At 42.5% G+C, this 21,184-nt stretch carries 21 protein-coding genes; 12 read left to right on the top strand and 9 right to left on the bottom strand.

What is annotated here, in order from left to right; genetic code table 11:
- Window positions 1-15: 15 nt before the first annotated feature.
- The 3 genes from MK127_05075 to thrB form a co-directional block, all read right to left on the bottom strand.
- Window positions 16-432: a CoA-binding protein gene (locus MK127_05075; GenBank protein ID MCH2532164.1), complete on the bottom strand. Its 417-nt coding sequence runs from the start codon at window positions 430-432 to the stop codon at window positions 16-18.
- Window positions 433-666: 234 nt separating this feature from the next.
- On the bottom strand, window positions 667-1,890 hold the full coding sequence (locus MK127_05070) for an aspartate kinase (GenBank protein MCH2532163.1): 1,224 nt from the start codon (window positions 1,888-1,890) through the stop codon (window positions 667-669).
- A gap of 3 nt (window positions 1,891-1,893) precedes the next feature.
- Window positions 1,894-2,817 (bottom strand): homoserine kinase, encoded by a 924-nt coding sequence (gene thrB, locus MK127_05065; protein MCH2532162.1) that lies wholly within the window; start codon window positions 2,815-2,817, stop codon window positions 1,894-1,896.
- 184 nt (window positions 2,818-3,001) lie between these two features.
- Between thrB and MK127_05060 the strand changes: the two genes are divergently transcribed.
- The 8 genes from MK127_05060 to MK127_05025 all read left to right on the top strand — a co-directional run bounded on the left by MK127_05060 (window position 3,002) and on the right by MK127_05025 (window position 9,952).
- Entirely contained in the window at window positions 3,002-3,940 is a 939-nt protein-coding gene (locus tag MK127_05060; GenBank protein ID MCH2532161.1) for a DRTGG domain-containing protein, read from the top strand.
- Window positions 3,941-3,942: 2 nt separating this feature from the next.
- The gene (locus tag MK127_05055; GenBank protein MCH2532160.1) at window positions 3,943-4,641 is read left to right on the top strand and encodes a gamma-glutamyl-gamma-aminobutyrate hydrolase family protein; all 699 of its coding nucleotides are present in this window, start codon (window positions 3,943-3,945) and stop codon (window positions 4,639-4,641) included.
- A 112-nt stretch (window positions 4,642-4,753) separates the two neighbouring features.
- Window positions 4,754-5,179 carry a hypothetical protein gene (locus MK127_05050; protein ID MCH2532159.1) on the top strand — a complete coding sequence of 142 codons (426 nt, stop codon included), beginning with the start codon at window positions 4,754-4,756 and terminating at the stop codon, window positions 5,177-5,179.
- Window positions 5,180-5,413: 234 nt separating this feature from the next.
- Complete coding sequence (gene gyrA / locus MK127_05045) at window positions 5,414-8,068, top strand: DNA gyrase subunit A (GenBank protein ID MCH2532158.1); 2,655 nt, start codon at window positions 5,414-5,416, stop codon at window positions 8,066-8,068.
- A 99-nt stretch (window positions 8,069-8,167) separates the two neighbouring features.
- Window positions 8,168-8,536, top strand: a complete 369-nt coding sequence (rplU, locus tag MK127_05040; protein MCH2532157.1) for a 50S ribosomal protein L21 — start codon at window positions 8,168-8,170, stop codon at window positions 8,534-8,536.
- A complete protein-coding gene (rpmA, locus tag MK127_05035) occupies window positions 8,526-8,780 on the top strand; it encodes a 50S ribosomal protein L27 (GenBank protein MCH2532156.1) in 255 nt (84 codons plus the stop codon). The genes rplU and rpmA overlap by 11 nt, the downstream gene beginning before the upstream one ends.
- A gap of 20 nt (window positions 8,781-8,800) precedes the next feature.
- Window positions 8,801-9,004 (top strand): 50S ribosomal protein L31, encoded by a 204-nt coding sequence (gene rpmE / locus MK127_05030; GenBank protein ID MCH2532155.1) that lies wholly within the window; start codon window positions 8,801-8,803, stop codon window positions 9,002-9,004.
- 48 nt (window positions 9,005-9,052) lie between these two features.
- Entirely contained in the window at window positions 9,053-9,952 is a 900-nt protein-coding gene (locus tag MK127_05025; GenBank protein MCH2532154.1) for a DUF1385 domain-containing protein, read from the top strand.
- Here MK127_05025 and recN read toward each other — a convergent pair.
- The 5 genes from recN to rsmD form a co-directional block, all read right to left on the bottom strand.
- Window positions 9,949-11,667 (bottom strand): DNA repair protein RecN, encoded by a 1,719-nt coding sequence (gene recN / locus MK127_05020; GenBank protein ID MCH2532153.1) that lies wholly within the window; start codon window positions 11,665-11,667, stop codon window positions 9,949-9,951. The two genes, MK127_05025 and recN, sit on opposite strands and share 4 nt — an antisense overlap.
- 33 nt (window positions 11,668-11,700) lie before the next feature.
- Entirely contained in the window at window positions 11,701-13,041 is a 1,341-nt protein-coding gene (locus tag MK127_05015; protein ID MCH2532152.1) for an MmgE/PrpD family protein, read from the bottom strand.
- An 82-nt stretch (window positions 13,042-13,123) separates the two neighbouring features.
- Window positions 13,124-13,639 carry a hypothetical protein gene (locus MK127_05010; protein MCH2532151.1) on the bottom strand — a complete coding sequence of 172 codons (516 nt, stop codon included), beginning with the start codon at window positions 13,637-13,639 and terminating at the stop codon, window positions 13,124-13,126.
- Between the two features lie 2 nt (window positions 13,640-13,641).
- Window positions 13,642-14,142: a pantetheine-phosphate adenylyltransferase gene (gene coaD / locus MK127_05005; protein MCH2532150.1), complete on the bottom strand. Its 501-nt coding sequence runs from the start codon at window positions 14,140-14,142 to the stop codon at window positions 13,642-13,644.
- Window positions 14,142-14,696, bottom strand: a complete 555-nt coding sequence (gene rsmD, locus MK127_05000; protein MCH2532149.1) for a 16S rRNA (guanine(966)-N(2))-methyltransferase RsmD — start codon at window positions 14,694-14,696, stop codon at window positions 14,142-14,144. The genes coaD and rsmD overlap by 1 nt, the downstream gene beginning before the upstream one ends.
- A 205-nt stretch (window positions 14,697-14,901) precedes the next feature.
- Between rsmD and MK127_04995 the strand changes: the two genes are divergently transcribed.
- From MK127_04995 to MK127_04980, 4 genes are read left to right on the top strand one after another with little or no spacing between them, the layout of a single operon-like run.
- Window positions 14,902-15,381 carry a transcription elongation factor GreA gene (locus MK127_04995; protein ID MCH2532148.1) on the top strand — a complete coding sequence of 160 codons (480 nt, stop codon included), beginning with the start codon at window positions 14,902-14,904 and terminating at the stop codon, window positions 15,379-15,381.
- Window positions 15,382-15,400: 19 nt separating this feature from the next.
- Window positions 15,401-16,897 (top strand): lysine--tRNA ligase, encoded by a 1,497-nt coding sequence (gene lysS, locus MK127_04990; GenBank protein MCH2532147.1) that lies wholly within the window; start codon window positions 15,401-15,403, stop codon window positions 16,895-16,897.
- Complete coding sequence (serS, locus tag MK127_04985; GenBank protein MCH2532146.1) at window positions 16,890-18,203, top strand: serine--tRNA ligase; 1,314 nt, start codon at window positions 16,890-16,892, stop codon at window positions 18,201-18,203. Before lysS ends, serS begins: the two co-directional genes overlap by 8 nt.
- Before the next feature lie 5 nt (window positions 18,204-18,208).
- Entirely contained in the window at window positions 18,209-19,480 is a 1,272-nt protein-coding gene (locus MK127_04980) for an insulinase family protein (protein ID MCH2532145.1), read from the top strand.
- Between the two features lie 47 nt (window positions 19,481-19,527).
- Here the strand turns inward: MK127_04980 and groL are convergent, their stop codons facing one another.
- Window positions 19,528-21,147: a chaperonin GroEL gene (gene groL, locus MK127_04975; protein ID MCH2532144.1), complete on the bottom strand. Its 1,620-nt coding sequence runs from the start codon at window positions 21,145-21,147 to the stop codon at window positions 19,528-19,530.
- Between the last annotated feature and the right edge of the window lie 37 nt (window positions 21,148-21,184).

Genomic DNA, 21,184 nt, shown 5'->3' with positions numbered 1-21,184 from the left:
CTCCTTACTTAAGCCTTAACTATTTGTTGTGGGTTTGATATTTAAAAATCGGTGTTCTATCGCAGTACATTTATCCATAACAACATCTAATCCATAATCGGCTGCTTTTTTTGCAGCTTCGTTGTGAACTATTCCTAATTGCATCCAAACTGCAGACGCGCCGATTGCTATAGCTGAGTCAATCACAGGCGGTACGTCGATAGACCTTCGGAAGATATCAACAAGGTCTACATGTTCAGTTAATTCTTCAAGTCTTCCGTAAGGTTTTTCTCCAAGCACTGGCTCAGTTAATTTAGGGTTAATAGGAATTATGCGATATCCATTTCTTTGAAGATATTGTGCTACTCCGTAGGAGGAGCGCGTAGGATCATTTGATAGTCCTACAACTGCAATTACTTTGGTTCGCAGCAATATTTCTTCGACTGTAGACATCATTAATCACCCTAATCTGACATAGCAGGGTGTAGGGTCGTTAGATAATCAAATAGCGTCAATGAGATTTTATCTAATTACAAAGCAATTTTTTTGCATTTCTATTGATATAAATTTTGAGGATAGCGTTATATAAATGTCAGTACGTTCAAGTACAGAACAGCAATAGTAAGAACTGTACTGCACTCGTGAATTACTTACACGCACTTGTGCTTACTTGAAGGTGCTATTTTATTATGAATCTAAGCCAAAAGCGTGATGAAGCACACGAGTCGCATCGTCAATTTGAGCTTCATTAACGATGCAGGTTATACGGATTTGTGACGTTGTGATCATTTCAATGTTTACATTTGCTTCAGAAAGAGTCGAAAACATTAGAGAAGCAACCCCTGGTGCATTTTGCATGCCGGTTCCAACGATACTTACCTGCCCTAATTGATCGCTCGTTGTACATTCTGTTGCATTGATTGACGAAGCGATTCCGGAAGTTACACGAAAAGCCATTTCAAGATCTTTTCCGTCGACAGTAAATGATAAGTCAGTGAGGTTTTCAGCACTTGCATTTTGGACGATAGTATCAACACTAATATTAGCCTCAGAAAGTGGCGCAAAAACAGAAGCTGCGATACCTGGTCTATCAGGAATTCCTCTGACTGTAATTCGTGCGATGCCTTTCTGATAGGTTACCCCGCTCACTTTGTTAGCGATTTCCATAAAATTATCCTTTGTATCGACTGAATGAATCATTGTACCTGGGATAGATTCATAACTGGCCGCGACCAGTATCGGAACTTTGTACCATGCTCCAAGCTCTATAGAGCGGGGGTGCATTTTTGCTCCGTAGCTTGCAAGTTCAAGCATTTCCTCGTATCCAATTTCCTTAATTTTTTTTGCATTTGGTACTACTCTCGGGTCAGCGGTGTATATACCATCTACATCAGTAAAGACTTCGCACCTTTCAGCACCTATGGCCGCGGCAAGAGCAACTGCTGTTGTATCAGACCCTCCTCTTCCGAGGGTCGTAATATCCATGTCTTCGCTAACGCCTTGGAAACCAGCGACGATTGCCACAGTACCTGAATTAAGGATGCTGATGATTCGATTTGCATCAAGGCCTACAATGGATGCTCTCCCGTGAGCTGTATCAGTTTTTATCCCTGCTTGGGCGCCACTCATGCTTATTGCCGGAATACCTAATTCTCTTAGAGCCATTGCCATTAAGGTGCATGACACTAGCTCTCCTGTAGATAGCAATGTATCCAACTCTCGTGGTTCAGGGTTAGTACTGATCGACTCTGCCAGTTCAATTAGTTGATCAGTAGAGTCACCCATGGCTGATAAAACAACTGCTAGTTGATGCCCTTGCTTTTTTGATTCAGCAATTCTTAACGCCACACTCTTTATTTTTGTCGCGTTACTTACAGATGAGCCGCCATATTTTTGAACCAGTATAGACATTAATTATCCAGTGGGACGCTCTATTAATTTAGCCCCGTGTGTTGTCGGCCTAAGTACTTTAAAAGTACCTGTTAATCCTGATTTGTCTGCAGCATCTGCCATTTCATAGCCTATAGTGAAGGCTCGATTCTCTTCAGTAGTAGTGAATGCAATTATCGTTGATCCTGCACCGGATAGGAACGCACCTTTTGCCCCTGCGGCAATCGCGTGATCTAAAATGACTTTCATTTGCCGAAATATCTGTTGCCTATGAGGTTGATGTAATCGATCTTGTGTTGCTAGTTTTAAGTACTCAAATTCGCCTTGGCTAAGTGCTGCAACTAACAAAGCGGTTCTACTTATGTTGAAAATAGCATCCTCTCTTGGGACGCGGGGTTCTAGAAGACTTCGCGCATTACTAGTGGACATTGGAGTATCAGGGATATACGCCACACATTGTAGGTTCTCTGGAAGCTCTACTGGGACAGCATGTACAAGCGAATTTTCTGTTACGACAATACTCATTCCTCCCATTAAGGCAGGTGCAACATTATCAGGGTGCCCTTCAATTTCTGTTGCGATTTGTAATAATTGATGGGGTGTTAAAGGATAGCCCAGTAGGGCATTTACTCCATAAATGCTACCTGTGATTGCTGCTGAACTACTACCAAGGCCTCTGCTTAATGGGATATCTAACCAAGCTTCAATTGAAAGTTCTTTCTCTTCTTGACCAGCTTCTTTGAGTATTCGCTTACCTGCCGTATACATTAAATTACTTTCATCAATGGGAAGTGAATCTTCACCTTCTCCATGAATAATTACCTCTGGAGATTCAGAGATTTTCATAGATAGGGTATTCCATAAAGAAAGCGCTATGCCTAGGCAGTCAAAGCCTGGGCCAAGATTAGCTGATGTCGCTGGAACATTTACAGTTATTGAATCTGTCATATGCCTGTCACTCTTTATTCTGATATGAGATTATACAGTTAGATGTGGATATAGTATTTATGGGATTAATATTCTGGTAGGGTAATTGTTCATTGAGAGACTTTTTCAATATTTTTATTAGGTTCGCACACTTATGAGCATCGCATATATCGTAGGTTATTCTTCTGGGTCTGGGACAACGGCTATGGCTGTAGGATTGGCCACATCTTGGAAAAATTCAGGGAAAAAAGTTTTGTTGATACCAGCAGCCGATGGAACTGCCTCTGATATTAAAACCTTTGTAGATAGTGTGCTACCTTCAAATAATGAAGCAGAATTATTTTTAGGGGCTGGAAGAGATGAAAAAATTGAATTATTGCGCGATTGGCAACAGTCTTACGATGTAATTGTTATTGATGGTGGAGCTTCCACTGAAACTCCACAAAATAGAGCAGAAATTGAAGTTGACATTATCAATGCTACGCATGCAAAAGTACTAGGAGTGATCGGTTACGATCGATCTATAAATAGAGAAGAAGTACGAAAATGGAGTCGTACTTATGGAGATCATTTTACCGGGCTTATCGTAAATAAATGCCATAAATATTCAACTAATGATGTTGATAATAGATTGCTTCCCGAATTAAGTCTTGATGGAATTAGTATGATCAAGGTGATTCCAGAGAAGCGAGTGCTCATTGCGCCTACGGTTGCTCAAATAGTTGAGCATATCCAAGGTAAATACTTTGCCAATGCTGATAGAAATGAAGATCTTGTTGAACATTTACTAATAGGGGGGCTTATTACTGAATGGGGAGGGAATTATTTTAATCGTTTCTCTAACCAGGCAGTGATTGTAAGAGGAGGGCGTATCGATATACAAATGTCTGCTCTCAACTTCCCTTTGAATTTATTGATTTTGACAAATTGTGAGACTCCATCTCAATATGTTTTCCAAAGGGCAGAAGATTTAGGGGTACCTCTTGTTACTGTTTCCTCTGACACTCATCAAACTATGAGCTTATTGGAAACATTGCATTCGCGAGTAAATGTCATGCATCCAGAAAAAATCAATTACCTTTCAGGTTTATTAGATGAGGATGCTACTTCGCACGTCCTTGGACAGGCATTAGGTGTTTTGTAATAGTGCCGAATATAGTTGTTACCGCTACGGGACCACGCGAAGCAATTCCATACACAGCTTCAATTCAATCAAGGGGAGGGCAAGCTAAAGTTCTTACACCTAAGAGCTTTATCAGCGCGGAAGATAGCTTCATAAGTGCTAGTGGCTTACTGTTGTGCGGGGGGTATGATCTCGAGCCTTCACTTTATGGTGAAGAGCCCAAAATTGAAATTGAAGAAACGTTTCGTGCACGTGACGATATGGAATTGGCACTCTTGAAGTACGCAATAAGTTGTGAGATTCCAGTTCTCGGTATATGTCGAGGAATGCAGCTCATCAATGTAGCTTTCGGCGGCAAGCTGCTCCAAGACATACCAAATCACAGAGACCCTCTAGATCAAGATGATCAAAAACCTCTCCTTCACAGCACGTATGTTTCCCCTGGAAGCAGGCTTGGAGCAATTATTGGGGCTGGAGCCATATACCGTGTTAATAGTTTGCACCACCAGGGCTTGAAGGAAGCGCAACGGGCACCTTCTTTGTTAGCATCAGCTTATTCTCCGGATGACGGTATCATTGAAGCGCTAGAGAGCCCGGATTACCCGTTGCTGATAGGAGTTCAATGCCATCCTGAGCGTGAAAAAGAAGTACCTAAAAGCTTTTTGAAGCTATTTGACTGGCTAATAAATTGGGCAGAATTTTATGAACGGGGTTCTTTGTAAGATGAAAATGAACCAAAAGGGATCGGGGCAGATTGATAGCAGTGGTAATTGCCGACATTTATATCTTAAACGTGGTTCGGATGCGATTGCTGCTTCGTGTATACATTGCAATATGCAATTTAAATTGGAGTGGACGTCAGTTCGTAAGGATTTAATAAGACCTGCAACTCGTAATTTAGCATTAGCGTTTACTGCAACTGCACTGTTGGTTGTTTCGCAGCTTTTCGGCCTACAGCTTGGGGCTTTCCCTATTTCATCCGTTTTCTTAATGATCGCAGTGCTCTTCTTCACTCGCTCAGTATTAGGAGGGTTTGAACTCTGGACAAGGCATGGTTTTGTCCCTGGGAGGTTAGGCCCTATAGTCAGAAGGAATAGAATTAACCCGCTTCCTCCTAAGCCTTATGTAACTACACTGGGGCCAGTTAGATTTCCGATAGATTTAGCTACTTATAGATTGTTTGATCCGGGCGACACATTACTCATTGAGCATCTGCGATGGTCAAGAATTCCTGTTGCCATTTATAAGGGAAGCATATAAGCGTTTAATTTAACATCTGTTTGGCCTATAAAATCAATTGAGCCTGTAGATTTCTTCAGATACTGACTATGGAAAAAATGGACATAGCCTAAATATAGATATTTAGGAGTGTCTGCTTACGCGTGCGCGCGCGCGGTATGTGTTATACTCAATTGTAGCTATATATAGAGTTGTTTTGGATCACTGGTACTAGATGTTGCTAGTATTGATCCTCAGTTGATGAAAGGAGCCAGGATGGTAACTGGTAATTCGGGCAATGTAAGGCCGGTTCGAATTGAAGAAGAGATGAGAAGTGCTTATCTGGATTATGCGATGAGCGTGATCGTCTCGAGAGCATTGCCAGACGTAAGAGACGGCTTGAAGCCTGTCCATCGACGTATTCTTTATGCAATGCAGGGAATGGGTCTTCGCCCCGGTTCTTCTTACAAAAAAAGCGCAGCAGTTGTAGGTGAAGTCCTTGGTAAATACCATCCTCACGGTGATTCATCTGTTTATGACGCTTTGGTGAGAATGGCGCAGGATTTTTCGATGCGGCATACCTTGGTTGATGGACAGGGGAATTTTGGGTCCGTAGATGATGATCCTCCCGCGGCTATGCGCTATACAGAAGCAAGGCTTGCTCCAATTGCTGAGCAACTCCTTCAGGACATTGACCGAGATACTATTGATTTTGTGGATAACTATGATGGTTCACAGCGTGAACCAACTGTGCTCCCGTCGCGGATACCTGGTTTTTTGATTAATGGTTCTTCAGGTATAGCGGTCGGAATGGCAACAAATATACCTCCTCATAACCTTAGGGAGGTTTGTGATGCTATCGATCATCTGATTGAGAATCCTGAAGCTACGGCAGACGAATTGATTCAATTTGTTCAGGGCCCTGATTTCCCTACTGCAGCCACCATTATGGGCCGTGAGGGTATTTCCCAAGCCTATCATACTGGCCACGGTCGGATAATGACTCGTGCTACGGCTTATTTTGAGGATATGGAAAAAAGCGGTTCTCGCCAGAGGATTATAGTCAACGAGCTGCCCTATCAAGTTAATAAAGCTGCTCTTATAGAAAAAATAGCTTTCCTTTCGAAGGATAAAAAAATTGAGGGGATTTCTGAGATCAGAGATGAATCTGATCGTGAAGGAATGCGAATCGTAATTGAATTACAGAGGAATGCTGCAGCAAATGTTGTATTAAATAATCTATACCAGCATACACAAATGCAGAGTGCATTTCATGTGAACATGGTCGCTTTGGTTGACGGGCAGCCAAGGATCCTGAGCCTAAAATCATCTCTTCAGCACTTCATTGAATTTAGGAAAACAGTCGTGCGGCGTAGAGCCGAATACGATTTGGCACGAGCCAGAGAGCGTGCACATATCCTCGAAGGATTGAGAGTTGCTTTAGAAAATTTGGATGATGTTATTGCGCTTATAAGGCAGTCTCCAGACGTAGAAAATGCCAGGAATGGTTTGACCGTAAAATTTGGCCTAACTGACCAACAGGCGCAAGCCATACTCGATATGCAACTGCGCCGATTAGCGGCTTTGGAAAGAGAGCGGATTGAGAATGAATATCAAGATTTAATGAAAAAAATTGCTGAGCTGGAGGAATTACTATCGAGCGCTTCTAAAGTATTAGCAGTAATTAAATTGGAGAATTCTGAGCTCCGCAAGAATTTTGGGCAAGATAGGCGCACGCAAATATCTGACGAAGAGGCACGAGACCAGTCACGAGAAGAATTAACTCCTCACGCTGATGTGGTATTTACGTTAAGTGATCGAGGGTATATTAAGCGATTACCTATTGCACTTTATCGACTGCAACACCGGAAGGGTAAAGGCGTTAGAGGGCAGCAGCCCCGAGAAGGAGATGCTGTTCAGCAATTGATTGTTGCTGATACGCATGATTGGCTACTATTTTTCACGGATAAGGGGAAGATATATAGAAAACGAGTGTTTGAAGTATCTCAGGATTCTTCCAGGACATCGCGTGGCACACCCATCCAAAATTTGATTGACACGATCAATCCGAATGAAGAAATAGTTACAGCAGTAGTCAATATTTCGGACCCTAATGCGGATCAATATATTTTCATGGCTACGCGAAAAGGGAAAATTAAAAAAATGCATTTAAGCAAATTCGCTAACATACGAAGGAGCGGAATAGCTGCATTTGATCTGGAAAAAGATGATAGCTTGCTTACAGCTAGGCTAGTTAGCGATGGTATGACCGCAATTCTTGTTAGTAGGAACGGTAAGGGAGTTCAATTCAATATTGACGACGTTACTATTCGACAAGGTCGTACTGCTGGTGGCGTGAGAGGGATCAAATTAATAGATGATGACCACGTCATTGCCATGGATGTGGCAACCCCTGATGCGCAGTTAATGATTCTTTCTAGTAGGGGTTATGGCAAGCGCACTGCAGTTGAGAAATTCCGAATCACGGGGCGTAATGTCCAAGGGGTAATCGCGATGAAAATAACGGACAAAACTGGCCCAATCGCTGCTGCTGTTGTAACGGGCCCTGATGTAGAGGAAATTATGGTAGGTTCTCAAAAAGCCATGGTTTTCCGCACCCCCATAATGGAAATTAGATCAATGGGTCGGGCAACACAAGGTGTTCAGGTGATGACAAAATTGTCTGAAGACGATCGGGTGATTTCAATGAGTGCATTTAAAGAGCGTACGTGGGAAGACTTTGAGCAAATCTCTACGACACCAGTAAAGACTAAGGAAATTACTTCGCCTCAAGCAGAATCGTTAGACGAAGAAAGCGAAGAAACTGATGAGGTGGAAGTAACTATAGAGGATGAAGAAGACGCGCAATCTCAACTGGTGATGGAATTACCTACAGAAGAGGAACCAGAAGAGGAGATCGAATCAGAGTAATAAACTACTCTTCTCTCGCTTTGCAGCATCTAAGTAGGGCGCCAATTTGGTGCCCTACTTGCTCTGCGAGAGATACTCACGTAAAATTCTCTAGTTGTCATGGAATACGCAATAATACAAACAGGTGGAAAGCAATACCGAGTTCAGCCAGGTGATTTGATTACCGTGGAGAAACTCGAAGGTGATGAAGGCTCGACTGTTGAGCTTGATCAAGTGCTGCTAATTGCTAAGGACTCGAATGTATCTATTGGACAGCCAATGGTTCAAGGTGCAAAAGTGGTCGCAGAGGTTGCTCAGCAGGGCCGCGCCGATAAAGTTATTGTGTTCAAATACAAACCTAAAACTAGGTACCATGTTAAGAATGGCCATCGGCAAAGCGTGACTAAGCTTTCAATTAAGCAAATTGTTGCCGAAGGTGAATCTCCTCAGGCCCCTAAGAGAAGAAAGAGAGCTACCAATGGCGCATAAGAAAGCTGGCGGAAGTAGTCGTAATGGGCGCGATAGCCAAGGTAAGCGTTTGGGCGTCAAAAGATTTGCAGGGCAGCAGGTAAAAGCGGGCACTATAATTGCTCGCCAAAGAGGTACTAAGATATATCCTGGTATCAATGTTGGAATGGGTCGAGATTTCACTTTGTTTGCTCTTGTAGATGGTGAAATTAAATTCGACCATGCCACTAAATTAAGAAAACGAGCTAATGTAGTTGCGGTCTAAAGGTATTTATAGGAAAGATAATGAAAGCAGATATTCATCCTACATACTACGCTGAGGCAGTGGTTACTTGTTCCTGCGGTAATACTTTTGTTACGGGAGCAACAAAGCCACAGATCAAAATAGAAATTTGTGGAGCATGCCACCCGTTTTTCACAGGTGAGCAGAAAATTGTTGATACAGAGGGTCGAGTCGAACGTCTCAGAAGACGCTTTAACCTTGAGTGATATGATTTCAGCTGCCCTTTTATTGAGCGAGGGGTAGTTTTTTCTTAAATGAATAGAGAAGTACAAGCTAAATCTATATACGGTGGTCAGGCTGTTATCGAAGGCGTGATGATACGTGGCCGCCATGTGTATACAGTTGCCGCAAGGCACCCTGATGGGGTGATTAAAACAATAGTTCGCGACGTTCCAAATTGGAGCACTAATCGGTTTAGGCAAATACCATTTATTCGAGGGATTTTGGTGTTGTCAGAGTCATTGGTAGTTGGTATGCGAGCTTTATCGTATTCTGCCCAAGTTTCGGTGGGTGAAGAAGACGACGATGAGCCTATTCCTGCATGGACCATGGCATTAACTCTGAGCTTTTCACTTGGCCTCGGGATTGCACTTTTCTTTGTCCTGCCTCTTTTGCTTACTCATGGTTTTATCGATAAATTCACAGAGAGTTCGGTTCTAAGCAATACAGGTGAGGGAGTACTTAGGCTTGCAATTTTCTTTGCCTATTTGGGATTAATCGGGTTTATGCCTAGCATTCGCCGAGTATTTGGGTATCATGCCGCTGAGCATATGGCAGTGCATGCACATGAGGCATCCTTGAACTTGAATAGTACTAATTTGAGACTTTTCCCTGCCGCTCATCCTCGTTGTGGGACTGCTTTTTTGCTCACCGTAATGATTGTCTCGATTATTATTTTTGTTTTTCTTGGTACTCCTGATTTGCCATTGCGAATTGCATCTAGAATAGTTTTGATTCCTGTGATTGCCGGAATTGCCTATGAGGTTATTCGATTTAATGCAAGGCATAGTTCTAATGTACTTGTAAGAATGGGTACTATTCCGAGTCTAGCATTGCAATCACTAACCACACGCAAGCCTGATGAAGGTCAAATTGAAGTCGCTATTGCAGCAATGAATGCAGCCATAGATGGCGACAATGCAAGATCGACTTAATTATTTTTGGTACTTGTTGCGTTAGTCAGTAGTTCGGCAGCTGCATTTGCTAGAGTTTCTGATTCATTATTCCCTAGCATCTCTGCTAATTCTAAAATCTTTTCCTTCTTGTTAAGCTCCCTGGCGCTTGCGTATGTTCGTTCATTAATTACTGATTTTTCCACTTTGAAATGGCTATCTGCAAATGCTGCAATTTGAGGTAAATGGGTTACGCATAAAACTTGGGCTTGCTTTGATGACGACCATAATTTCTTACCTACAATTTCAGCCAAACGTCCGCCAATACCAGAATCAATTTCATCAAAAATTAGAGTGGAGTAGGTTGAGTTACTCTGGATAGCACTGTTTATGGCAAGCATTGCCCGAGAAGTTTCCCCTCCAGAGGCAATCTTCGATAAAGGTTTTAACTGCTCTCCAGGATTTGGGCTAAGTAGAAAATTAATGAAATCGATCCCATCGCTATTGTATGTAAATTGCTGACCATTAGGACTCGGTAAGCCCGTTGTGGACGGGCTGTTACTAATTTCTATTTGGAATACAGAATTTTCCAGTCCAACTTCAGCAAGTTCAAGTTGGGTTATTTCTTCGAGAGACTTAGCAGCTTTTTTCCGACCATCGGAGAGGCTAATAGCGATCTCTCCTGCTAATTGCCAAGCTTCTTTCATGGATAAATTTAGAATTTTTTGATCTTGCAGCAAATCATCATTCCCTTGAACATGGTCTCGTAATTGGTTCGCATATTGATTTACCTGTTCTTCACTTTGTCCATATTTTCGTTTTAAGTTTTTGAGTAACTCGATCCTGTTTTCAACGTAATCCAACCGTGCTTCATCTGCTTCAATTCCGGCACTAAGGGACTTTAGTTCGCGAGATACTTCTTTAAGCTGCTCCGTAAGGCTAAGGAGTACTTCTACCTTCGGCTGGATAAAGCCCGAAGGATCTGGAGATCGCTGAAGCGGAGTGACTACGTGTCCTAGAAGATCAATGATGTTATTGTCTTGTTCTTGTAGCGTGAGATAAGCATTTTCTAATGCGTCAATGATTTTTGTTGAGTGGTATAACAACTCCCTTTCTACCACCAACTGGGACTCCTCATCAGGCTTGATATTAGACTCCTCAATTTCTTTTAACTGAAATTTATAGAGGTCAGCTTTTTCGTTATTCTGGCTAATTAGTTCTGCTATGGAATTAATTTCTTTTTGTAGACTGATCGCTCTTTGCAATTCTTTTTCAAAAGACTTTTTTTCGCCATTCAGCCCTTTGTAAGTGTCAATTATCTGCAATTGACGGGTAGTCTTCACTAAGGAAAGGTGACTTCCTTGGCCATGTATATCCACGAGCATATTAGCTATGGCCTTTAATGTTTTTACAGTAACAGTTTGCCCATTAATTTTAGAAATAATTTTCCCTTCAATGTGCAATTTCCGAAAAATAACAAGTAAGCCATCTGCTTCGCAATTTATGTCAAATTCAGTTTCCAAATAATGAAGCTGTGATGCTGTTGCAATGGAAAATACTGCTTCTACACTAGTCGAATCAGTTTGATTTCTTAGGAGATCACGATTGGAATTTTCTCCTAAAGCAAACTCAAGGGCGTCTATAAGCAACGATTTGCCTGCACCAGTTTCTCCAGTAATTACGTTAAATCCTGGTCCAAACGTAAGGTTAGTTTCATGAATTATTGCTAAATTTTTGACATTTAATTCTAGGAGCATTTTAAAACTCAACCCAACCTTATGCTGAAGTGTTTACTGAACACGCATTAATTCAGTAACTTCTTGTAAATCGGGAGCTTTTTCGATTTCCCATAATGTACTAAGCAGCTTGTTGACTTGACTACTATTCAATACTTCTCCTGCAAGGTCCCTAAATTTAGACTCTAAGGAAGCGTCAGACATCGGATTTTCGGGTGATCCTGTTGCATGTTTCACATGATGCTCGAGCGTTTGGCCGTTATTCATCACGATTGAGATGTAGACCTCATCTTCTCCTAAGGAATCATCAATTTGCGCATTTACCTTACTTCGTATATTTGCAATTAGTGGTTCGGTGATTTTTGTGTCTGAAAATTGAGCATCATGACCTGCACCATCTACTAAAGCTGCTGCAGCACAATGTTGGAATGAAAATTTACCTTCTAGCCCTCGCTGGGGTTCGGGTCTGTTCATCAATTCTAGTACCAATGGATGGACTCGAGCGTTTATTGCAGAAACATTTGCGGGTTGGATAGAGTGGGTGTTTCGGAGGTAAATCACCGCATCTTGTATTGGATGTGAAACAACGCCGTTTGCGTAGGGTTTAAGGCCATTGTTTTTCAATTCCCAATGGTCTCCAAAATTATTGAGCAGGATCTCCTTATTATGGCCATTTGGAGATAGTACTTCCCAAAAACCCCTTCTGCCTCCAATAATGTCATCGGCACCAGTAAAACCACTGGTCGCAAGATAGGCTGATTGCAAGCCGTTACTTGCTGCTTTTGCAGCATGCATCGGCTTTGTATGTGAGCCAAAAACTTCCCGAATTCCGCTCGCGTATGTTCCTGCTTGACCGATGGCCATATTAAGGGTTGTATTGTCTAAATTTAATATTTTCCCTACGCCAATTACTGCGCCAAATACGCCTGTAGTTCCCGTAATATGCCATCCCATATCGTAATGCCATGGGTGTACGGACATCGCAAGCCTGCAGGCTATTTCGGCGCCTAGTACAAAAGACCCTAAAGATTGCAAGCCTGTGGCATTCTGATCTTCGCTTGCAGCGAAAACAGCTGGCCAAACTGGTGCTGTAGGGTGCAAAACAGTCGGGAAATGCGTGTCGTCATAGTCTTGAAGATGAGCTAAAAACCCATTCATCAGCGCCGCATTAAAGGGACTCGTACGAACTGAACTGCCTATGATGGAAGCTCTAGGGCTAGCATTTTCTTTTTCGATCCAAGATAGAAGCATGTCGTTTCCCGAAGAAGTAGAGGCTGAAAGCGATATACCTACCATATTGATTAATGTGCGTTTTGCCTCATGTATTGTCCAAGAAGGTAAATCTTCTAAACGTTTTTCCGTTATGAGTTTTGCAAGTGAACTAGAAACAGACATCTGGCCTCCATCAGTTTAAATTTACATAAACTTATATACCCAAAGTCAGCCTTGGAAGTGTAAGTCTATATGAGGAAGGATCTTACTGGGTTTCGTCCTCTGATGATTTTTCTGTATAGAATCCCTCTGGGTCTAATGCCCTTTGTCCGGCATGAATAGAAACGAGGATAGAGTTTACCTGCTCCTCTAATTGCTGAAGTGCTTCTAAGCTGTATTTATTTGCTCCACTACGCCGATTGATCGCATCTTTTTTAGCCGCTTCAATTAGGCGGTCTCCCTTTTTTTTCGCGTCTTCAATGAGTTCGTCGCATTTTATTTTGGCCGCCTTTACCATTTCGCTTTCATCAACTAATGCGCGTGCGTCACCTTCTGCAGTAGAGCGAATCCTTCTTGCGTCTAGCATTGTTTGATTAACTATTTGTTCTCTTCTATCTAGAACTTCTTGAGCATCTTGCAAATTACGGGGCATAGATAATTTAATTTGATCAATTAAATCTAACATGGCCTCCGCATCTACCATCGCCCTACCAGCCATTGGTATTTTTTTTGCCTGGTTTGCCATTGCTTCTAACTTATCTACTAATTCAAGAATTTCCATGATTACTCCTTAATTAGGCCCGCTTCGTGCTCTATTCTACGTTTTAGTTCGAGTATTACATTTGGTGGAGCCAGTCCCTCTATATCGCCGCCAAGTTTGGCAACTTCCTTCAGTAGACTTGCTCTTACGAATTGGTATTGAATATCGGTCATTAGGCAAACAACATCGATATCAGGAGCGAGCTTTCTATTCATTAATGCCATTTCAAATTCATATTCAAAATCGGCATTCATTCTTATGCCGCGAACTATGGCCTTAGCATTTTGCGATCGCGCATAGTCCACAATAAGTCCATTAAAGCTCTTAACTTGAACATTCTCAATACCGTTTATGGAGTTTTGGAACATTGAAACTCGTTCTGCGGTTGAGAACATCGTTCGTTTTTCAGGAGCGTCAAAAACGGCAATAATTATTTCATCAAAAAGCCTTGAAGCTCTTTTTACGATGTCCAGATGACCTGCAGTCACAGGGTCAAAGCGTCCAGGGTAGATTGCAGTAGTCATTAATAATCCTCACTTGAATAGCTGAAAAACGCGAGCGAACAGTCACCATAGCGCCGATCGTCCCAGCATTCAAGCAACCCATAGGTTGAATTAATTGGCGTTCTTGAAGAATGCCCACAAACTAGGATTCCTTTGTTTTTTAGTAAGCGGCGATTACCTATTTCAGTAACGATTTTCTCTGGAAAAGGTTCAGTGTAAGGAGGATCCATCAAGACTATGTCATAAGGTCTTAATTTTACGAGGCAGGTTTCGACTCGCTCGTTATAAACGAAGCCCAGTTCAGAGAATCCTGTAGATTGGAGGTTATCCCGTATCACATTAATTTGCCTCCGGTTTGCTTCTACAAAATCTACTCGTGCTGCTCCTCTACTTAGAGCTTCGATTCCCAATGACCCCGTTCCTGCAAATAAATCAGCTACTTCAGAATCCTCTACAGAATATCGCGACATAATATTGAATAGAGCGCTACGAACCCTATCGGTCGTAGGCCTTACCCCAGGAGCTTTAGGAGAAATAAGAGTGAATCCTCTTGCACTACCGCCAGTTACGCGCAACTAAGTTCTCCGCCTTGCTCATTAATAGCTCTTCAAGATCATTTTAGAATTTATGGGGAAGTAAGTTCAATTGCATTGAAGGTCGCTTATTGCTGTTTCAGTGCGTGCTCTGTACGTGTGCTCGTTTACTTTGATATTTGGGTGTCATAAAATTTACCCTAGGAAAGTCATGATGTTAGGTATTCAGTAGCCTCTGAGGGGGGACATGGCGCTGAACGATACGTATATTACTATTGCCGGCTTACGAGAACTAGAGCAAGAGTTGGATCAGTTGCGTAGAGTGAAGCGTCAAGAAGTTGCGGGACGAATTCAAGATTCCAAAGAGATTGGAGAGTTGGAATCCGCTGGATTTGAGGACGCTAGAAACGCACATGCCCAGGTTGAGAGGCGAATACAAGAACTTGAAGGGATGATTCAAAACGCAATAATAATTCCTGATCATACACGCTCGCGTGCGAAATCTGACATTATTGAAGTTGGATCAATTGTGAAGGTTCAGCCACTTGGTTCCAAAAGGGCAGGAACTTATACAATTGTAGGTAGCACTGAAGCAGCTCCAGGTGATGGGCGGATATCAAACGAGTCTCCTCTTGGCAAAGCGCTTATTGGTCATAAGGCTGGAGAAACAATTGAGTTCCCTGCACCGTCTGGCATTCAGTCCATAAAGATAGTTTCGGTCCGTTAATTTAATTTGGAGGGTTTTTATGCCCCAGCGCGGTGATGAGCTCTTGGCGAGCCGCCGGGCAAAGCTAGAACGGTTGATTCAGCGAGGCATTGACCCGTTTCCAGCCCGGTTTGAAAGAACACATAATACAAAGACAGCATCGGAAGTATATGTTGCTTCTGAACAGTCAGACATTGAATTGAATGAAACTATTTCCTTAGCTGGACGTGTGACTCGCCTTAGGAGAATGGGGAAGGCAAGCTTCATTGACTTGGATGACGCTGAAGGACGCCTGCAACTATTTGCACGTAGTGATTTGCTTGGGGATTCATATTCAATTATTGACGATATAGACCTTGGAGACTTTATCGGGGTAACAGGAAAACTGCTAAGGACAAAGACAGGTGAAATATCACTCAGTCTTTCAGGTATTGTTTTTTTAAGTAAAGCACTGCGGCCTCCTCCAGAAAAATTCCATGGATTACGTGATATTGAACAAAGGTATAGGCAAAGATACTTGGACTTGATGTCCAATCGTGATGTTCATTCTGCAATGCGTGCTCGTAGCAATATTATTACTAAGGTACGTTCGTTTTTTGACGAACGAGGCTATCTAGAGGTGGATACCCCTGTGTTGGTTCCCATTCCTGCTGGTGCGATGGCACAGCCATTTGTGACGAAGCACAACGCTCTTGATAGACAGTTATATTTGCGGATTGCGACTGAATTATATTTGAAGCGATTGATTGTAGGGGGGATGGATAAGGTGTATGAGATAGGCCGAGTTTTTCGTAACGAAGGGATTGACGCTGATCACAACCCAGAATTTACGTTACTTGAATCGTATGAGGCTTATGCGGACTATCAAGACATTATGAAAATGGTCGAAGAATTAATACCCTACTTAGCGCAGGAAGTTTTTGGTTCCACCAAAGTTCTTTTTGGGGATGTCGAAATCGAATTAAATGGGCCTTGGCCGCGAATATCATTGCATGAATCTTTAATGCAATATGCGGGCGTAGATTTAAATTTGTACCCGGACGCAAAATCTTTAGCTGATCAAATGCACATGATGGGCGTCCCTGCAACTTACGCCGAGAGCAGAGGTCGTTTGATAGACAAATTGGTTGGAACATACGTTGAGCCAAAATTGATACAACCAACGTTTTTAATAGACTACCCGGTTGAGATGTCACCATTAGCAAAGGCTAGCAAGAAAGATGATCGATATGCAGAGAGATTTGAGGCATTTGCTGCGGGAATGGAAATAGCTAACTCATATACTGAGTTAAATGATCCGGATACTCAACGTCAAAGATTGGTAGATCAGGAAGATTTGCGAAAGCAATACCAGGGAGAAGAGCTTGATCGTTTGGATGAAGATTTCCTTATAGCATTAGAGCATGGAATGCCCCCTACTGGAGGCTTAGGCATAGGTATTGATCGCCTCATTATGATTCTTACTGGGCAACAGACTATTCGTGATGTGATGTTGTTTCCTCAAGTGCGTCAAAATGATGAGGATCAAAATGATTAATCCAGAGCTACTTCGCAGAAACCCTGAGAGCATCAAATTATCTCTCTCGCGCCGGAATGAAGAAGTTTCAATTGTCGATGAATTAATCGGAATTGATATCCAGCGTCGGAAAATTATTTCTGAAATTGAAAACTTCCGATCGGCCCGGAATGAATTAAGTAAAAAGATTGCCGAGCTAATCAAAAGTGGGAATGTAGCGGAAGCTAATAAACTCAAGGATGAAGTTAGGCAAAGTGGTGAGGAGCTTAAGGCCCAAGAAGAGAAATTACGTGCTAGTGACGAAACATTTCGTTATCAAATGCTTCGTCTCCCCAACTTAGTATCAGAAGAAGTCCCTGATGGATTGGATTTCACAAGTAACATAGTGCTATGGCAAGAAGGCGAGCGAAGGAAATATGAATTTGACCTTAAGCCACATTGGGAATTGTCGGAATCCTTGGACATAACTGATTTTGAGCGTGGGTCTAAGGTTTCTGGAAGAATGTTTTATGTTTTAGGTGAGACAGGCGCTCGTCTTCAAAGGGCCTTAGTTAGCTACATGATCGATTTGCATAGGGAGACTCATGGGTACCTTGAGCGGAGTGTACCGTTTCTCGTGCTCGGCAAAACTATGGAGAACAGTAGTAATTTGCCTAAATTTGCAGATGCCTTATACCGTGATGCTGAAGAAGATTTATGGTTGATTCCTACAGCGGAGGTTCCTTTAACAAGCCTACATGCTGACGAAATATTGAATATAGCGGATTTGCCGATTAAATATATGGCCCACACCCCGTGTTTTAGGCGAGAAAAGGCTGCTGCAGGGACTCAAGTTCGTGGTTTAAAGCGCGTTCATCAATTCGAGAAAGTGGAAATGTATCAATTTGTCGAACCGGAGTCTTCAATGGATGCGCTGGAAGAACTGATACAGCATGCGTCGGATGTTGTTCGTGGCCTTGGCTTGCCGTTTAGGCTTTTACAATTGTGTGCAGGTGACTTGAGTTTTCCTTCAGTAAAAAGTTTCGATATTGAAATCTATAGTCCTGCTTCGGATGAATGGCTTGAAGTTAGCTCTTGTTCAAACTGTACTGATTTCCAGTCGCGTAGGGCGAACATTAGATTCCGTAGAGACCAAGCCCAACGCCCTGAATTGGTACACACTTTAAATGGATCTGGATTGGCCATCCCACGTGTAATAATTGCTATTTTGGAAACGTTCCAGCAACCTGATGGTAGCGTAGTTGTACCGAATGCTTTGGTTCAATACTTAGGAGGACAGGAAGTATTGGAACCTTTAAACAAAAGTATGAATAGCTTTGGTAGGTGAAATTTTTGTACGAACGCACAATTTTAAGTAACGGTCTTAGAGTATTATCACAAAAAATCCCTGGGATAAAATCTGTTTCAGTAGGCATATTTATTGGCGCAGGTTCTCGTTACGAACCTCCTAAAATTGCAGGGATTTCACATTTTATTGAACATATGTTGTTCAAAGGCACCACCCAACGCCCAAAACCTCAAATGATTTCAGAGGAAATTGAATCGGTCGGTGGCATTTTGAACGCGAGTACAGACAAAGAAGTAACAATTTTTTACACAAAAGCTGGGGGAAACCATTTTGTGAAATCTTTAGATGTACTGATGGATATGATTCAAAACCCTATTTTTTTGCCAGAAGAAATTGAGCGCGAGAGGAGCGTAATCCTTGAAGAGCTCTCGATGACTTACGATCAGCCAGATGCCTTAGCAGATTTGTTGATTGATCAAGCATTATGGCCAAGTCAACCAATGGGCACAGACGTTGGGGGGACAAGGGAAACGGTTAATTCTATTACTAAGGCACACTTAACTGATTATCATGCTAATCAATACGTGCCCTCTAATATTGTAATTGCTGTTGCTGGCGATGTTGAACATGACTACTTATTACGTGAAATAAACAGCAGGATGAGTATTTATGATCAGCCAAGAAAATTTGAGATAGAACCTGTAAAGCAGGCCTACAGCAATACAGTAAGTGTTGAACTCAACGAAAAACCCACGGAACAAACTCATTTTTGCTTGGCTTTTAATGGTGTTGCTTTTACAAATGTAGATAGTTATGCATTAGATATGCTGAGTACGGTTTTAGGAGAAGGGATGACGAGTAGGCTGTTTTTAGAGGTTCGTGAAAATTTAGGGCTTGCTTATGATATTCATAGTAGTTCAATCCATTACTCTGATTGCGGCGCTACAGTAATTGGTTGCGGTTCGGATAGTGCTAAAGTTGATTTAACGATAGCGGCAATATTGCGTGAGCTAAGGGAAACCAAAATACATGTTTCTGCGCGTGAATTGTCCCGGGCGATCGAATATTCAATCGGACGCTTACATTTAAGAATGGAAGACACTCGTGCAGTTATGATTTGGCTGGGTGCACAGGAGATACTTAAAGGAGACATCATTACGGTTGATGAAATTGAGAGTAAGCTCCGGTCAATAACCACTGAGGATCTTCGCGTAGCTTCTGAAAATTACATTGATTTCGGGATGAGTAGATTATCTGTAGTGGGTCCGCATTCTGATAAACATGAATTTGAACAGTTACTTTCAAGCATAATATAAAAGAGCGCCTCAAGAGGCGCTCTTTTATATTATCGGAATTCTTGTGATTAGAAGTCCATATGATCGCCATGAGGCATGGCTGGAGCGGCGGCGGCAGGCTCAGGAATGTCTGTTAGTACAGCCTCAGTAGTGAGCACCATAGCTGCTACGCTAGCAGAATTCTCTACAGCTGCTCGGGTTACTTTGGCAGGGTCAACAATTCCTTTTTCGAACATGTCACCCCATTCGCCTGCATCAGCATCAAATCCCCAATTATTTTCTGATTCTTTTGCCTCTGCGACGATTACATCCCCTGAGTGCCCTGAATTCGATGCAATAGTACGAATCGGCTCTTCAAGAGCTTTCTTAACGATCTGGGAGCCAGTAAGTTCATCGCCTGAAAGACCCAGTCCTTCAATTGCTTCAGCAGCTCGGACCAGAACAGTTCCGCCTCCAGGTACAATCCCTTCTTCAACTGCAGCACGTGTTGCTGACAATGCGTCTTCTACCCGTGCTTTCTTCTCTTTTAACTCAACCTCGGTGGCTGCACCTACTTTTATGATGGCAACACCACCAGAGAGCTTGGCCAATCGTTCTTGCAGTTTTTCACGATCAAAATCTGAAGTAGTTTCTTCGATCCTCGCTTTGATTTGCGAGATGCGGTCTTCGATCGCTTGTTCAGTGCTATGACCCTCAACGAAAGTAGTTTCGTCTTTTGTTGCTACTACGCGACGCGCTCGCCCACAATCTTCAACTGTGGCTGAGTCAAGCTTACGTCCAACTTCTTCGCTTAGTACAGTTCCACCGGTCAGAATCGCGATATCTTGAAGCATTTCTTTACGGCGATCACCGAAGCCTGGGGCCTTTATGGCCAACACATTAAGAGTACCTCTTAGCTTGTTTACAACTAAGGTTGCTAACGCTTCTCCTTCAACATCCTCGGCTATAATTACAAGATTTTTTGTAACTTGGAGGATTTTTTCTAAAGCGGGTAAAACGTCATTCACTGCTGTAATTTTTTTGTCGGTTATAAGTATATAAGGATCATCAATGCCAGCTTCCATACGCTGAGAGTCTGTAAGGAAGTAAGGAGATATGTATCCTCGGTCAATTTGCATTCCCTCTACATATTCAGTTTCGTAGGCTAGACTCTTTCCCTCTTCAACGGTGATGACTCCGTCTTTTCCGACCTTTTCCATTACTTCCGCTAATAATTCGCCCATCTCGTTATCATGAGCTGATAGTGAAGCTACCTGAGCGATTTGATCTTTCCCGTCTACCGGTTTTGATTGCGCTGAAACACTGTCACGTACAGCAATGACAGCTCTTTCAATACCACGTTTAATTGCCATAGGGTCTGCACCTGCAGCAATGTTCCTGAAACCTTCACCAATCATTGCCTGAGCTAAAACGGTAGCAGTTGTAGTTCCGTCACCGGCTACGTCGTTTGTTTTTGTAGCAGCTTCTTTAAGAAGCTGAGCGCCCATGTTCTCATAGTGGTCTGAGAGTTCAATTTCTTTTGCAATAGTCACCCCATCAGAACATACATTTGGGGGACCAAATTTCTTGTCTAATATTACGTTACGGCCTCTTGGACCCAAGGTAACCTTCACTGTGTTTGCCAGTGTGTCCATGCCGACTTTGAGCGACTTTCTTGCCTCGTCGCTAAAAAGGATTTGCTTTGCCATTTATGGCTCCCTCCTAATAGATAAGGCCCAGAGGGCC

This window comes from Dehalococcoidia bacterium, assembly GCA_022449765.1.
In the GTDB taxonomy this organism is placed as follows: domain Bacteria; phylum Chloroflexota; class Dehalococcoidia; order Lucifugimonadales; family Australimonadaceae; genus UBA2963.
Note: the sequence above shows the minus strand (reverse complement) of the source record. Positions and strands in the feature narration are given on the sequence as shown.